This window comes from Mesorhizobium sp. WSM2561 (assembly GCF_000513915.1).
Taxonomy (GTDB): Bacteria; Pseudomonadota; Alphaproteobacteria; order Rhizobiales; family Rhizobiaceae; genus Mesorhizobium; species Mesorhizobium muleiense.
In genome coordinates this window covers 1-15,172 of the sequence record NZ_AZUX01000045.1, presented here as the reverse complement: position 1 = coordinate 15,172, position 15,172 = coordinate 1, and the positions used below count along the sequence as shown (strand labels likewise).

General features: G+C 63.4%; 11 protein-coding genes. 8 read left to right on the top strand and 3 right to left on the bottom strand.

Translation table 11 applies throughout. The features are described 5' to 3' along the window. Positions 1-251: 251 nt before the first annotated feature. Both M727_RS0127615 and M727_RS0127610 read right to left on the bottom strand, forming a co-directional pair. Positions 252-2,096, bottom strand: a complete 1,845-nt coding sequence (locus tag M727_RS0127615) for a CHASE2 domain-containing protein (protein WP_027155343.1) — start codon at positions 2,094-2,096, stop codon at positions 252-254. Beyond that, on the bottom strand, positions 2,096-5,674 hold the full coding sequence (locus M727_RS0127610; protein ID WP_280944180.1) for a tetratricopeptide repeat protein: 3,579 nt from the start codon (positions 5,672-5,674) through the stop codon (positions 2,096-2,098). Before M727_RS0127610 ends, M727_RS0127615 begins: the two co-directional genes overlap by 1 nt. Here M727_RS0127610 and M727_RS0127605 point away from each other — a divergent pair. The 5 genes from M727_RS0127605 to M727_RS0127585 all read left to right on the top strand — a co-directional run bounded on the left by M727_RS0127605 (position 5,640) and on the right by M727_RS0127585 (position 9,514). Then, entirely contained in the window at positions 5,640-5,996 is a 357-nt protein-coding gene (locus tag M727_RS0127605; protein ID WP_198032709.1) for a hypothetical protein, read from the top strand. The genes M727_RS0127610 and M727_RS0127605 overlap by 35 nt on opposite strands. A 997-nt stretch (positions 5,997-6,993) precedes the next feature. Further along, entirely contained in the window at positions 6,994-7,959 is a 966-nt protein-coding gene (locus M727_RS0127600) for a glycine betaine ABC transporter substrate-binding protein (protein ID WP_036263678.1), read from the top strand. Then, positions 7,956-8,648 (top strand): L,D-transpeptidase, encoded by a 693-nt coding sequence (locus M727_RS0127595; protein WP_027155339.1) that lies wholly within the window; start codon positions 7,956-7,958, stop codon positions 8,646-8,648. The genes M727_RS0127600 and M727_RS0127595 overlap by 4 nt, the downstream gene beginning before the upstream one ends. Before the next feature lie 166 nt (positions 8,649-8,814). After that, positions 8,815-9,033, top strand: coding sequence for a hypothetical protein (locus M727_RS37695; RefSeq protein ID WP_036263676.1), 219 nt, complete (start codon positions 8,815-8,817; stop codon positions 9,031-9,033). Between the two features lie 241 nt (positions 9,034-9,274). After that, positions 9,275-9,514 carry a hypothetical protein gene (locus M727_RS0127585; protein ID WP_027155337.1) on the top strand — a complete coding sequence of 80 codons (240 nt, stop codon included), beginning with the start codon at positions 9,275-9,277 and terminating at the stop codon, positions 9,512-9,514. A 533-nt stretch (positions 9,515-10,047) separates the two neighbouring features. On the opposite strand, the gene M727_RS0127580 is transcribed toward M727_RS0127585, so the two are convergent. After that, complete coding sequence (locus M727_RS0127580; protein WP_245269022.1) at positions 10,048-12,102, bottom strand: BTAD domain-containing putative transcriptional regulator; 2,055 nt, start codon at positions 12,100-12,102, stop codon at positions 10,048-10,050. A 232-nt stretch (positions 12,103-12,334) separates the two neighbouring features. Here M727_RS0127580 and M727_RS0127575 point away from each other — a divergent pair, with 232 nt between their 5' ends. The 3 genes from M727_RS0127575 to M727_RS42765 all read left to right on the top strand — a co-directional run. Then, positions 12,335-13,423, top strand: a complete 1,089-nt coding sequence (locus tag M727_RS0127575; protein ID WP_027155335.1) for a pyridoxal-phosphate dependent enzyme — start codon at positions 12,335-12,337, stop codon at positions 13,421-13,423. A 22-nt stretch (positions 13,424-13,445) separates the two neighbouring features. Beyond that, positions 13,446-14,984, top strand: a complete 1,539-nt coding sequence (locus M727_RS0127570) for an aspartate aminotransferase family protein (protein ID WP_084646915.1) — start codon at positions 13,446-13,448, stop codon at positions 14,982-14,984. Positions 14,985-14,987: 3 nt separating this feature from the next. Further along, on the top strand, positions 14,988-15,172 hold a 185-nt coding region (locus tag M727_RS42765; protein WP_210163969.1), incomplete at its 3' end, for a hypothetical protein.

Sequence of the window (15,172 nt, the reverse complement as noted above, 5' to 3'; positions counted from 1 at the left end):
ACCTCACCTCAAGCTCTGGCGGTTTGGAAGCTACGGATGAAGCCGCCCATTACGTCATGGACATCCGCTATCGACTTGCAGGGCGGCGGGCACATTCCGGTTCAGTCCGATAGGATCTCGACTTGCTCGCAACGAGGCGGTTGCGGCGTGTTCTTCGAAAATCGCAAGGATCGCCTCGGTTATCGCGAGATAACCAGAACGAGCTACAAGGGGTCGCCGCCAATCCTGTTCGAACGCGAACGGACAACCGCCTAACTTGCGGCTGTCGAAACCGGTGCGCTTACCGCCGCGGGGGCATACACCATGGTAGACTCGCCGCGCCCCTTTACGGTGATCTCGCGCAGCGGGGTCAGCGGAATCCTGTCTGACACCAGTTCGGCGGTCGCCCGGCCGATCACCAGCGGAACGCCGAGATCCTTCGAGGCGCCCTCCAGCCGCGATGCCAGATTGACCGCGTCGCCGAGCGCCGAATAGTCGAAGCGCTGCTCCGATCCGACATTGCCGACGACGCATTGCCCAGTGTTGACGCCGATGCCGATGCGCAGCGCAATCGGCGTTTCGCCGCGCGTTTCGACCTCCGCCTGCAATTGCGCGTTCAGCCGATCTAGCGCGGCGAGCATTTCGAGACTGGCCTCCACCGCATGGATGGCGTGGTCTGGATCGTCCAGCGGCGCGTTCCAGAACGCCATCAGGCAGTCGCCGATATATTTGTCGATGGTGCCGCCATGCGCCATCACGACGTCGGAAAGCGGCGTCAGCAGCCGGTTGATCAGCGTTGTCAGCCGCTCGGGATCGCCCTTCATCGCCTCCGCGATGGTGGTGAAGCCGCGAATGTCGCAAAAGAGAATGGTCAGCGTGCGGACCTCGCCGCCAAGGCGAAGCTGCGTCGGGTCGCGCGCCAGGCGTTCCACCAGGGCCGGCGACAGATATTGCGAGAAGGCGCGCGTTATGCCGCGTCTAAGCTTCCGCTCCGCCGCGAAATCGCGCGCCGCCTGCGCGCTTGCGACAAGAGTAAAGGCAAGCGCTGGCGCCAGCGGCGCGACGAAGACACGGCCGTAGCGCAGCGCCATATAGCTGCCGGCGAGGGGCGCCAGCACGGCAACCACAGCGCCGGCCAGGGTCTTCCATCCGGTCGACTTCCAGACGGCAAGAACGCCAATGCCCGCGCCAAGCAGGATCGAGAGAATTGCCGCCCATGCCGGGGGGCGCGCGATGAACAGCTGATGCGCCAGATTGTCGAAGACCGTCGCCTGGATCTCGACGCCGGAAACGAGCCTGCCGGTGCGGATGGTGAACGGCGAGGCGTGGACGTCGGCGCCGCCTTGCGACAGCGTCGGCGCGTTCTGCAGGCTGAGCCCGACCATGACGATGCGGCCGCGGAAAAAATTCTCCGGCAGGAAACTGTCGGGATCGAGCGCCTGATAGTAGGAGACGGTCGGATATGTGCGAGACGGGCCGAAGGCCTGCAGCAGCGCGTTTCGCGGTACAGTGGCCGGCCGGCCGGCGGCGTTCAGAAGCTCTGCCGCAAAGCCGTCGCCATAGCCCGGCACGCGCCGCAGGATGCCGTCGCCGTCGGGCGCGATTGAGGCGATGCCGGTTGCGGCGCCCGTCGCGGTGAAAATGGCCAGCGGCTCGACCCGGACATGCTGGGCGGCCTGCTCGGTCTCGATGAACGTCTCGTCGCCGGCCAGAACCACGTCCGGGCCAAGGCTCTTGACCAACGCTTCGTCCGCGGCCGGCGTCGACGGCTCGGCAAAGATGATGTCGAGCCCGACGGCTTTCGCTCCAGCGCGGCGCAGAGCCTCGACGAGCCGCCCGTGAAGATCGCGCGGCCATGGCCATTGCAGGCCGATCTCGGCAAGCGAGGGCTCGTCGATGGCGACAATGACCGGCCCGTCATTGGGCGGGGGCGGCGGCGAAATGGTCGAGAGATAATCGAAAGCGCGCGCCTCGACGAGCTTCCATGGCGTGAGCAGGGACAGACCAGCAACCAGCAGCACGGCGAGGACCGCGATCGCAAGAATGCCGTTGCGGCGGGAGGGGGTTCCGGGCGCGGAAGCGCCAAGGCCCTTCCACCACGGCCCGCCTGCAAACATCAGAACCGGACCTTCAGCGAACCGACGATGCTGCGGCCCCAGCCGGGGGTGAACGATGCGACCTGAAAATCCTCGTCGAACAGATTGTACGCGGCAATTTCGAGCTCAAATCGTTTGTCGAAAGGTTCCCAGGTCAGGAAGGCATCCGTCGACCAGTAGGATTCGAGCTCAGTCCCCGCCGCATCGCCGGTGCGTGAGCCGACATAGGTTTCGGCCAGCGTGACCTTGATGTTGGACGGGTGAACCCAGGTCAGGCCAAACCGCGCGGACGTTTCGGGGACAAAGGGCAGCGGGCCGCCGAAGCCTGGACTTGTCGGATCTTCGTTCTCTGAATCGGCGTAGGCAAAGGTCGCGAACGCGCCGAAGCCGTTGCCGATCCAGACGTTGGCCGTGGCGCTGATCCGGTCGAGCCGGCCCTCGCTGAGATCGATTGTGGTGGCGGCAGCCGGAACGCCGATCGAAAGTTTCTCGAATTCCTGATGCTGGTAATCGACGGCCGTAAAAAGGCGGCTGTTCCACTCGGCGTCCCAGCGCGCGGCAAACGTGTCCGAAAAGCCGTCGACAGCTAGAGAATTCTGATTGGATTGCAGGCCGAGTATTCCGACCGGCGCCAAGGTCGCCGACGTTATGAACGAGCCTTCGCGCAGGAACCCGGCGCGTAGGTAGTGGCCTTCGAAAGGCGTCCAGGCGACACCGAGGCGAGGCTCCAGGCGTTGTTCATCAATCGTGCCACCGTCGAGATAAGTGCCGAATAGGGCTCCCTCCACTTTGAGATTGGGGTTGAACTCGTAGACGGCGTCGAAATAGACGCGCCCAATGGCGACATCGACTGCCGTAGTGGATTCGGATATGATTGTGTCCGGGATAAAAGGAAACACGAAAGAAAACGTTTCGTCTTTTGAGACTTCCAATAGTCCGCCCTCACCTCCGTATCGGAGAGTCAAGTCACCGGTTCCGTAGATGTGATTGAATGCGGCGAGATAGGATTGCTGGCTGGTCTCACTCTCCAGAATGAATCCTGTTTCCCCGAAGCCGATTTCCTCCAAGCGGGTTCTGTTGCTTCGATCCGTAATGTCGGTCGCAAACAGCGCCGCGCTGGCAACGTTCTGGTAACCAAATGTATGGCTCCAGGCGACCCCGGCGTTGCCGGTTCGGGTGTCGCCGGTGTCGGCATACGTTCCTCCTAGCGGCAGAACGGTAGGGTCCAGCACTGTGCTTAGGTCGAACTCGAAATCCTTGACATCGATATACGCCACCACCCGGTCATTCGGCGTCGGCTTCATGGCCATGTAGCCTGTGCCGGCGATCGACCGGTCCTCGAGATCGAACTGGCCGGTCGCTGGATCATCGCCGCGACGCGTGTCGGTCTCCAAACCGTTGATCCTGCCGTAGAAGCTCCAGGGAAAGGGAGCTGCTTGATACCCTTGGGTTTCGATTTCGCTGTTCCAACCCAGATCGCCGTCATCGGCGACAAAACCCCCGCCGACGGTGGTTTCGATGAAAGGTCGCCGGAGGATGTTGGCGCTCCTCTGGCGGCCGGCCAGCATTTGCGGGTCGAGCATCAAGCCTTGGAAAAACGATGAGAAGCTGGTTGTATTAGTGCCCGGTTCCGTCGGCACGTCGCCGAAACGCAGATTGTTGACGAAGGGATTTAAGCTACCGGCAAGCGCCTGGTCGACATAGCCGGAGCCGGTGAAGGGATCGAAAACCGCGTCGCCGTAGTAGCGGCCCCAGGCGTTGAGGTTGAGTAGCCGGAACGCGTCGTTCAACGTCGAGCCGGTGTCGCGATTGGCGCTGAGCGCGGCATAGTCGCCGCCGCGCGCTCTGGTGCGCTTCAGCGCTTCCTGTGCGCTGGCGATCGCCTTGTCGGCTTCGTACTCGTCGATTGCGACCGCCGTGCGGAAGGATGAAATCACCGGATCGTTCGGATCAAGGCGATCGGCGTTTTCGATAGCCTGTTCGGCGGGTTCCAGCTCGCCGGCTTCGTAATAGGCGACGGCAAGCAGCAGCAATCCATTGGAATAGGCCGGATTGGCGGTCGTGCCGGCGAGCAGGTCGTCACGCGCTTTGTCCAGTTCGCCGGTCTGCAGATAGTAGCGGCCGCGCGCAACCAGCCCGATGTCGAACGCCGGATCGACTGCGAGCGCCGTGTCGATTTCGGCCTTCGCTTCGGCCGTGCGGTCCTGCTCGAGATAGATGATGGCGAGGTTGGCGTGGGGGACAGGATCTTTCGGTTCGAGTTCGATAGCGCGCTTCAGCGCCGCCTCCGCCTCGCGAGTGGCGCCGCGCGCGCTCTGAACGAGGCCGAGAGCGTTCCAGCTCGCCGAGCCGGGCGCCAGCTCCACCGCGCGCTCGAGGTCGGCAAGCGCGCCTTCAAGATCGCTCTTGATTCCGGCCCGATAACCGGCGCGTGCTTGGAGCGCGATCATATTATCCGGGTCGAGCGACAAAGCGCGATCGATTGCCGCTTCCACCTGTTCCCGGTCGTCGAGCAGGAACGCAATTTGTGCCCTGAGGGCGGGCAGCGTCGGATCACCGGGATAGCGCCGTTCGGCTCTTTCGAGAACGGCAATTGCAGCTTTGAGGTCGACCAGAAATCCGGCCGTCAGAGCCTCGGCGATGGCCGCGGCGACGCCGGCATCCGCATTAACCGGCGGAGCTTCGATATGGCTGGGGTCAGCCAGCGAGCGCGCATAATAGCCGCCATAGCGCGCCATGACACGCCGGCTGGGATCGAGATGCGGCGCCGCGCGTTCAAACAGATGCGCCGCCTCGGCATAGCGCTGTTCGGCGCCGGCGATCAACGCGTCGATCAGATCGAGCCGGGCTTCCTGCGCGCGCGTCAGCGGGAATTGTCGCGCCTGCCTGGCCGCGTCGCGCGCCGCTTCCCGCCCTTCAAAGTCAAGATTAACCTCGGCCAATGTCACCCAGTCCTCGGCGGATCGGGACGACGGCTCCATCGCCTTAATCCTGGCGCGCGCCTTGCGCATGTCCAGGCTCGACAATGCCGATGCTGGCAGGACGGTGAAAGCGTCGCGCAAGGAGTAGTAGAACAGCATCTGCTCGCGGTCGTCCGAATCGACGATGACGACCTTCGTCGGCGCCGAGCCGATGGTGGCCGCCGCGGCTTCGCCTTCGGCGACGCTGACCGAGCCGAATTCGTTGGCGAGTTCTACCGTGCCTTCCAGCACGATCAGCGAGGTGCGGCCGTTGCCGTCGACGGTCATCGTCCAGTCGGTGCCGCGGATGGCGGCGGCGGCGGCGGGCGTGTCGATGGTCAGCCCTTCGCCGCCTCGCTCTGCTCGCGCCCAGATGGTGCCGCTCTCCAGCTTGAACTCGGTGTCGGACGCCGCGCCGATCTTTTTGACCAGGAGCGTCGTATTGCGGCCAAGCCGCATCTGGGTGCGGTCGGCAAACAGCACTGCTAGGCTGCCGGTGGCGTTGGTGCGCAGATAGTCGCCGGGGACGACGTCCTGCCTGAGATCGACCACCTGCCAAGAGGCGAATTCTAGGAAGCGCACTTCCTCGCCCGATTTGCGGGCAATGACCGACCCGGCCGCCGGCTGGTTGCGCGGCACGACATCGGCCGCCGCCGGCTGGATGCCGACGAGCGCCGTCAACAACAGCGAAAAACTTACCGGCCCCCGCATCGCAGTTCTGAAGCGCCCCCTCTTCGAACGGCTTTATGACGGTTCATTCATCGAACTGTCAAATACTCCGTTGCAGCAGATCGCCGAATACGGCAAACGTTGCTGCCCGGACACACAGCATCGGAAAACAGGCGAAGAAAGAATGGCTGCTTCGACGAAAGAAAAGCTGGCGGTTGTTGGCAGCCAGGAGGTCGGCCTGACATCGGCTGAAGCCGGATCGCGCTTTTTGTCGCGAAGGCCCGTCGTCTGAAAGCGAGTTGAGCGCGACACAAAGGCGGAGCGGAAATTGCGTTATGGAAACAGGGGCCTGATAACCCCGTTTCCGAATAATCCACGGGGCAAAATTCGCCGACCTCATTCATGCGGGGAATGCACTTGCGGCGCTCGGCCTATCCAGCCGCTCGGGAAATAATCCGGTCAAGGGGCGGGCGGCTACTCAACGGGCGCCTCAGAAGAGTTACTATATCGAAAATTCAGCGATGAATTTTTCAGGGTCCCCCAGGCACAAAAATGAGATTGCGCAGGCCGGCGCAAGCCGATGGTCGCCGGAGTATCCGGCATGTTATTTCTCGTTCATCGCTGAGCACAAAGTGCCTAGAGTTGGATGTTGCAACCAACAGCCTCGGCACTACCTCAGGGTAGGGCATCGAAGTGTGGAGATATTGAACGCCGGTTCTTGAATCTCGAGCAGCTCAAGTTCAAGTCTGAATCGACCGGTTTTGAAGAGTAATCGTTCTATTCGGCCATTCGACATGCCAACGCTTTGCCTGTAACAGAATCTGTGATAGTCGAGTCATTGACTGTGGCTAAGTTGATTAGCAAAATCAGCAGGTTATGGTGCCACCAAATTTAGAGGTGTGAGTCCTCTTCTGGGCACCAATCCCTTTGTAAGCTCTTGATTTCCTGGAAACCATAGGTTTCCGGGTCATCGGCTGCTACACAAAGCTGTCGCCTTGCGAATGACCTCACCCAACCAGGCGTCCTGACACGCCCCCTGGTTCGAAAGGCGCATGCCTGCGGACATCTCTAAGGTTGGCGCGCGGCGACCGTGTTTGAGCGTCTTCCCATACGGAATGTCATCGAGTAGCGTGCAGGGGCGGCATGTGACGGCGCTCTCCTTGGCGAATGCACTGCTGCACCTTCAGCAGTTGCCGTCAGACCATTGGGCTGCTGTCACAACCCGGTGCTTGCCGTGACAGATTGTTCCCGTCCCGGTTTCTTTTCGGCGCCGAAGCGAGGGGAAAGAAATGCACAACCGATTGCGGCAGTGCCTGCGGAAGATATCGCTGGCGGCATTGACGATGCTGGCGGTCCCGGTCCACGCGGCTGATCTCGTCATTGCAATGCCGAACTGGCCGTCGGGCCAGGCGACGGCAAACATCCTCAAGGTCAGCCTGAAGCACCATTTCGGGCTCGATGCCGATGTGCGCGAGATGGGGACGCTCATTGCCTTTGCCGGCCTCGATTCGGGCGAGGTGGATATTCATCCCGAAATCTGGCTGCCCAACCTGGACAATCTGGTGAAGAAGTATGTCGACGGCGCCGGCACGGTAGCCATCAGTCCCATCGGTGTGCCGGCATGGCAGGGCATATGCGCCACCCGCGAAACTGCCGACAAATTTGGCATCCGCGAGTTTTCGGATCTCACCGACCCGCGCAAAACCGCCGCGTTGGACACGGATCGGGACGGACGCGGAGAACTCTGGATTGGCGCCGAGGGTTGGTCCTCGACGGCGATCGAGCGTGTCCGCGCCAACAGCTATGGCTATGCCGAGACAATGACGTTGCTGGAGACGCCGGAGGATGTCGGAATGGCGGCTGTCGATGCCGCGGTTGCCACGGCTCATCCGATGGTGTTTGCCTGCTATGCGCCGCATCACGTGTTTGAACTGCACGAAATTGTCCGGCTTGCCGAGCCGCCTTTTGACCCGGCAAAGTGGAAGATCGTGCTGCCTTCCGAGGACCCGCTCTGGGTCTCGAAGTCCAGCGCGCCGGTGTCATGGGATACGGCACATTTCCACATCGCTTACGCCACCTCGCTGCGCAAGAAATATCCTGAGGTGGTCGCGTTCCTGGAACGGGTCGCCCTCAAGCCCGAGGACGCCACCAAGATGAGTTATGCGCTCCAGGTGGAACGCCAGGATCCTTACGAGTACGCCAAACAATGGGTCGCCGCGCAGGGCGCTCGGGTGCAAGGGTGGGCAAATCCATGACCGGAAAGCTGACGATCGCGGGACGCACCGCTCTCCAGCGGCGCTCCCTGACGGCAATTGTCGCGGTAGCGCTCGGTCTTGTCGCGGTGGCGGCGCTGGCTGCCGGAACCCAGGTTTTCGATCCGAAAACCCGCAAATGGGTGGACTATGACCGCGCCAAGGCGCGCAAATACTATGCCGCGCATAATCAAGTGCCAGAGGCGTTTCGCCCGCAGATGGTTAAGTTCCGCACCGCGGAAGCGCCCGGTACGATCATCATCGACGGCAACCAGCATTTTCTCTACCTTGTGCAGCCGGGTCAGCGCGCCATGCGCTACGGGATTGGCGTCGGCCGGGAAGGCTTTGGATGGGCCGGAATCGTGCGCGTCGGCCGCATGGCGGAATGGCCGACCTGGACGCCGCCGGCCGAAATGGTCGCTCGCGATCCGAATGCTGTCAAACATGCGGGAGGCATGCCGGGAGGGCCCGACAACCCGCTCGGCGCCAGGGCGCTCTATCTGTATGAGCGCGACCAGGACACGATCTACCGGATACACGGCACACCGGAGCCGTGGACGATCGGGCTCGACGTGTCATCAGGCTGCATCCGGATGCGGAACGACGACATCACCGACCTGGCATCACGCGTCAAGGTTGGGGCCAAGGTCATCGTTCTCATGCAGGGGGCGGCACTTTACAAGGGTGTTTGAAGCCGGGGTGTGTGAAGCCGGGGTGTGTGAAGCGGCATTCGGAGAAGGACAAGCAATGTCGGCAAAACCGGCAGTGAGAACTTCGATCCGGGCAACAGCAATTGGATTCCTGGCCGGGGCCTTGAGCGCTTGCGTCAGCACGCCGCCGCCGCCGCCTCAGGACCAGATGTCCAGGACCCAGGTCGAGACGGCCCCGGCCGACCTTCAGCTGCTTTGCGCCGACGCAGCCGCCAAGGCGAGCGGTGCCGACAGCAGCAAAATACTTCCGGTTTCGTCGAGCAAGATCGATTCCACAACCTATCGGGTCGAACTCGATGCCAGCGGCAAGAAGACAAGCTGCCTTGTCGATACCGAAGGCAATGTCAAATCCGTTCAGCCCACCTGATCCGCTCTGGTCGAAGGATTTTGCGGCGATCTGACGATTGCCGCGAACGTGGCGTCGGCTTCGGACGTGACGATTGGTGGCGACCAGCCGCGGCGAGGTTCAGACACTAGGAGAAAAAGCCCGGCCGACGGCAGCGTGTCTCAACCCAGCGGCATCATCGCGATTGGCAGGTTCGGGCATTCGCTGTACCATTCCTGCGCCGGTCGGCGAAATTGCGCGTTCCGGCAAGGGAGAAACGTCCATGTTACGATCAATTTCGCTCGCGGTTTTCCTGGCGGTCGTTCCTGCGGCAGCCTTTGCAAATTCATGCCCGACCATCGTGGCCGCGATCGACGCGGCGTTGCCGACCGCGACGCTGGCCGAGGCCGACATGAACAAAGTCAAGGAACTGCGCGCCCAAGGCGAGAAATTGCACGCCGCCGGCGATCATGCAGGGTCGGAGGCTGCGCTCAACCAAGCCAAGTCGATGCTCGGCATATAATTGCGGCAAGCCAGCTGAGAGAAGCGCGGTTTTCCTGTTCGTCGATACTTTGATTTTGACAGATCGGCGATCGGCAGCGAGCGTTCCCGTCAGTGGCGAAGCTCATTGCTTCGCCCCGGGATGACGAAGGGAGGGTCGAAGGGTAGCTGGCATCGTTGCGGATTCAAGCGCCGTTCTGGGCCGTTGCATTCCTCGGCTGATGTACGGCATGGATCCCAGGGTCTCCGCGACGTCGCTTCGCTTCTGCTCCGCCCTGGGATGACGAAGGGAGGGGTGTTTCGGCTAATCCTGGAGGTTTGCGATTGCCACTGAGATTCGCCGCTGAAAGTGCTGTGGACCTTCGCTGCCGGCCGGTCGGGCAGACAAATCTCCAACGCTGGCGATTGGCATAAACCACCACGACTTCGTCATCCTAGGGCGAAGCAAGGAGCGAAGCGACGCGGCGCAGACCCTAGGATCCATGCCGTTGCCTTGCTGCAGTGCTCCAGCGGAGCAGGACCAAACGCTACCTAGGCCGAGCCAGGGCCGCGTGATCACCCCAAGCCGATGCGCCTGGCGCCATGCCGGAACAGGGCTGCGGCGTCCGGCTCGAAGCGGAAGGTGCCGATGAAATCGTCGGCACAGTAGTTCGGCAGCGTCTTGCGGATGGCGGCCGCGAAAGTGCGGGCCTCGTCAAGCCGCCCCGCCAGCGCAAGGCAGTGCGCCGCGATCGCCAGGATGATGGCATGCGCGTTGGGACGGGCGGCGGCCTTCAGCGCCCATTCGGCGGCCTCGTCGAACTGCCCGAGGCGGACATGCGCCATCGCCCTGGCGCCGAGCATGCCGAACAGCAGCGGATCGAACGGACTTAGATGGCGCGAGTGATCGGATGCACCGATCGCCGCGTTCGGATCACCCGACTGCGAGTGGACAAACGAAAGCGCGTAGTGGCCGAGCGCAAAGTTGGGGCTGAGATCGACGGCCCGTTCCAGCTCGATGAGCGAGCCGTCCTGCTCGCCGCGCAACCACAGCGCCCGGCCCATGGCCCAGTGCGCGGCCGGATTGTGATCGTCGACCAGAAGACTTTGGCCGGCGGTCTCGAAGGCGAGCGCGCTTTCCTGGTCGCGGTCTCCCCAGCGCTGAAAGGCGTTCTGCCAATGGGTGAAGGACAGGCCGGCGTAGGCGCGGGCGAAGGTCGGATCGAGCTTCAGGGCCATGTCGAAGAAATGCCGGGCCTGCTCGTTTTCCGTGCGGGTGAAGCGATACATGTGCCAGAGGCCGCGATGGTAAGCCTCCCAGGCATTCAGCGAGCTGGGGGCTTTCAGCATGGCGCGGTTGCGCTCGACCATCTCGATCTCGGCCGAGATCGACGAGACGATGCTGTCGCCGATGTCGTCGAGGACGGCAAAGATGTCGTCGGGCCTGCGTTCGAAGGTCTCGGCCCAGACGATCCTGGCCGTGCGCACCTCGACAAGTTCGACGCTGACCGCGACACGGCCAGCCTGGCTGCGCACCGTCCCGGTGGCGACGTAGTCGACGTTGAGCCGCCGGCCGGCATCTTCCGGCGCGATGTTCTTTTCGGCCAGCGCAAAGACCGAGCCGCGGGCGATGACGAAGAAATCCCTGAGCTTGGCCAAACGGGTGATGATGTCGTGGGTCAGGCCGTCGGCCAATCCACCGCGAGAGGGGCCGCCGCGAGGGCCGCCGATCCCGGCTTCTTCGACAAACGGCATCACCGCGAGCGAGGCCTTCGACGTAGCAGTATCGGCATGGGGAAGCACAATTGACGCTTGCGCGGCTGCCGGCAACAGCGCCGGCTGCGCCCGGAGCGTCGCGGCAGTTCGTTCGCTGCGGATCGACCGCCATGCCTCACGAACGCGTCCGAAATCCAGATCCTCCGAAGCAAACAGCTGCGCCGCCGAGGCAAGATGGTCCTCGCAGGCGGCGATCTGCCCGCGTCGCGCCAGGCTTGTCAGAAGAGCCACGTGCGCGCGCTCGTCGAACGGATTGAGTTCCAGCCATGTCTCCAGATGCGCGGACATTTCGTCGGCATCCGCCGGCAGCTTGCTGACCAGCTGTTCCAGAATGGCGGCGTGCCACGAGCTGAAGCGGCGGCGTTGCGCGATAAGCCAGCTGTTGAAATGCGGGCTGCGGTCGATCTCCAGCCCGTCGAGGAAGTCGCCGACGAATAGTCTGGACAGGGCCTGCAGCCGCTCAAGATCGAGCGTCTCGATGCCGCTGGCGGCAGCCGAGGCGACATCGACGGCGTCGACGGAAATGCCCTTCAGATCGAGCGCGACCGTGTCGCCTGATGTTTCGATCCTGTGGCGATCCGGTTCGTCAAAAATGCCCCTGAGCTTGCTGAGGCACCAGCGAAGCTCGCCGCGCGGATCGTTCGGCACATCCCACAAAAGCTCGCACAGACGGCTGCGGCCGACGGCATGCGGCGCGAGCGCTAGATAGGTGAAGAGCGCGCGCAGCTTGCGCGATGCCGGCAGTTGCACGGTGGCGCCGTCGCGGATGACCGTCAGCGGCCCGAGCAGCCGCACGGACAGCCCGGCCGCTGCGCCGTCCAGGCTCGATCGAGCGGATTCCACGTGCGTTTCCACGCTTGCTCCCACGCTGGCCAGTTGTCCTTTGCTTTACCATCGAAAGCGATCGAGTGCATCCGGCAACGAATTTTCCGCGCCGGTTGCCGGCATTGCCACCGTTCCGGGCCGCGTTGGCGGCACCGGAACCGTACTGCGGCAAGGTCTCGAAACCTCGCCGCCCAAGCCGCCGGTTTGTAACCGGCTCGTGACGACGACACCTCGTGACGACAACAATAAGGGGAGAGCAGACATGTTGCAGCAACGGAAAATCAGGACCACGGCCGGGCGCGGCCGCCTGTTCGACAGCATTATCGACACGGTCGGCGACACGCCGGTGATCAGGATCAACAATCTCGGCCCCGATCATGTGACGATCTATGTGAAGGCCGAGTTCTTCAATCCGGCGGCATCGGTGAAGGACCGGCTGGCGCTCAACATCATCGAAGAGGGCGAGCGCAGCGGCGCCCTGAAACCGGGCCAGACCGTCGTCGAGGCAACCAGCGGCAACACCGGCATCGGCCTGGCCATGGTCTGCGCACAGAAGGGCTACCCGCTGGTGGTGACGATGGCCGACAGTTTCTCCATCGAGCGCCGCAAGCTGATGCGCATGCTGGGCGCCAAGGTGGTGCTGACGCCGCGCGCCCAGAAGGGTTTTGGCATGTACAACAAGGCGGTGGAACTCGCCGAGGCCAATGGCTGGTTCCTGGCCCGCCAGTTCGAGACCAAGGCCAATGCCGCCATTCACGAGGCGACGACGGCGCGCGAGATCATCAACGACTTCGCCGGATCGCGGCTCGACTGCTTCGTCACCGGCTACGGGACCGGCGGCACCGTCGTCGGTGTCGGGCGCGTGCTGCGCCGCGAGCGTCCCGAAACCCGGATCGTGCTGGCCGAACCCGCCAATGCCCAGCTGATCGGCAGCGGCAAGGCGCAGCAGCGCGGCGCCGACGGCGCACCCGCCGCCAGCCATCCGGCGTTCGAGCCGCACCCGATCCAGGGCTGGACGCCGGACTTCATTCCCAACGTGCTGCAGGAGGCGGTCGACGCCAGCCTCTATGACGAGGTGGTGCCGATTGCCGGGCCCGAGGGCATCAAATGGGCCAAGGCGCTGGCGCAAAAGGAAGGGATTTTCACCGGCATTTCCGGCGGAGCCAGTTTTGCGGTGGCGCACCAGATCGCCGAAAAAGCCGCACCCGGCTCGGTGATCCTGTGCATGCTTCCCGACACCGGCGAACGCTACATGACGACTCCGCTGTTCGACGGCATCGAAGCCGAGATGGACGCCGAGGAGATCGCGCTGTCGCGCTCAACGCCGGGCTGCCAGTTCCCGGCCGCATAATTGCGCATCGGGAGCAACGGGGATGGACGCCATGCTGAAAGCCGCCGGCACTGCCGATATGGTTGCCGAAGAAACGCTCGATCCGGTCGACTGGGCCGATGTGCAGGCGCTGTCGCACCGGATCGTCGACGACGCCGTCGACTATCTGCGCGATGTCAGGGAACGCCCGGTGTGGCAGGACATGCCGGCGGAGGTGAGAGAATTTTTCGCGGCGCCCTTGCCGCAATCGCCTCAACCGCTTGCCCAGGTCTATGGCGAGGTCGCCCGCAACGTGATGGCCTACCCGATGGGCAACGTCCATCCGCGCTTCTGGTCCTGGTATATGGGATCGAGCAATTTCACCGGGGCGCTCGGTGATTTCCTGGCGGCGGTGCAGGGCTCCAACCTCGGCGGCGGCAACCATGCCGCCGCGCTGATGGACAGCCAGGTCGTCGACTGGTGCAAGCAGATGATGGGCTTTCCGCAATCGGCCAGCGGCACGCTGGTCAGCGGCGGCTCGATGGCCAACATCATCGGCCTGACCGTGGCCCGCAACGCCAGGGCAGGCATCGACGTGCGCGAGCATGGCGTTGCCGCCATCGACAAGCCGCTGCGTTTCTATGGCTCGGACCAGCTTCACTCCTGCCACCGCAAGGCGATGGAGGCGCTCGGCCTCGGCAACCAGGCGCTGCGCCGCATCCCGACCGACGCCGGATTGCGGATCGACATCGACGCGTTGCGGGCGGCGATCGCCGAGGACCGCCAGGCGGGTTTTCGGCCGGCCTGCGTGATCGGCACGGCAGGCACCGTGAACACCGGCGCGATCGACGATCTGCAGGCGCTGGCAAGGCTGGCGGCGCAGGAAGACCTCTGGTTCCATGTCGACGGCTGCATCGGCGCGCTGATCGCCATCGCGCCGGAAAATTCCCATCGCGTTGCCGGCATCGAGCACGCCCACTCGATCGCGCTCGATCCGCACAAATGGCTGCACGCTCCGTTCGAGGTCGGCTGCGTGCTGATCAGGGATGCCTCTGCCCATCGCAGCACGTTCGCGGTGACGCCGGAATATCTCGAATCGACGCCGCGCGGCCTCGCCTCGGGGCAGTGGCTGCATGATTTTGGCCTGCAGACGTCACGCGGTTTCAGGGCGCTGAAAGTGTGGATGGCGCTGAAGCAGCACGGTATCGAGAAATTCGGCCGCCTGATCGACCAGAACATCGCGCAAGGACATTATCTCGGCGCCCTGATCGCGGCCGAACCGCTGCTGGAACTTGTCGCGCCGCCGAACATCAACATCGTCTGTTTTCGCTACCGTGGCGACGGGCTGACGGGAGAGCGGCAGAAGGAACTCAACACCGAGATCATGCTGCGGCTGCAGGAAGACGGCATCGCCGTCCTCTCGGATACGACGGTGCACGGCCAGCATTGCCTCAGGGCAGCGATCAACAACCACCGCACCCGGCGCGACGACCTGGATTTGTTGGTGCGGGAGACGGTGCGGCTTGGACGGGAGGTTTCAAGGCGTGGCGTGGCTCTGCCTTCTCCCCTTGTGGGAGAAGGTGGCCGCGNAGCGGCNGGATGAGGGGTGTTCCAGCTTGGCACCGCCGCACTCCATCCAGCACCCCTCTTCCGTCTTGGCGCTGCGCGCCAATCCACCTTCTCCCACAAGGGGAGAAGGAAAGACCCGCGATCACGCCTCGAGCCAAACCTTGTCGAAATGCTGCTCCAGCGACTGATGCTGCTCGCAGCCGTGCACGCCCTTGCGGAACG

Excerpts from the sequence above, each read along its gene's own strand:
- M727_RS0127615 (WP_027155343.1), bottom strand. The coding sequence starts at position 2,096 with ATGTTTGCAGGCGGGCCGTGGTGGAAGGGCCTTGGCGCTTCCGCGCCC.
- M727_RS0127605 (WP_198032709.1), top strand. The coding sequence starts at position 5,640 with ATGACCGACCCGGCCGCCGGCTGGTTGCGCGGCACGACATCGGCCGCC.
- M727_RS0127595 (WP_027155339.1), top strand. The coding sequence starts at position 7,956 with ATGACCGGAAAGCTGACGATCGCGGGACGCACCGCTCTCCAGCGGCGC.
- M727_RS37695 (WP_036263676.1), top strand. The coding sequence starts at position 8,815 with ATGTCCAGGACCCAGGTCGAGACGGCCCCGGCCGACCTTCAGCTGCTT.
- M727_RS0127600 (WP_036263678.1), top strand. The coding sequence starts at position 6,994 with ATGCACAACCGATTGCGGCAGTGCCTGCGGAAGATATCGCTGGCGGCA.
- M727_RS0127575 (WP_027155335.1), top strand. The coding sequence starts at position 12,335 with ATGTTGCAGCAACGGAAAATCAGGACCACGGCCGGGCGCGGCCGCCTG.
- M727_RS0127585 (WP_027155337.1), top strand. The coding sequence starts at position 9,275 with ATGTTACGATCAATTTCGCTCGCGGTTTTCCTGGCGGTCGTTCCTGCG.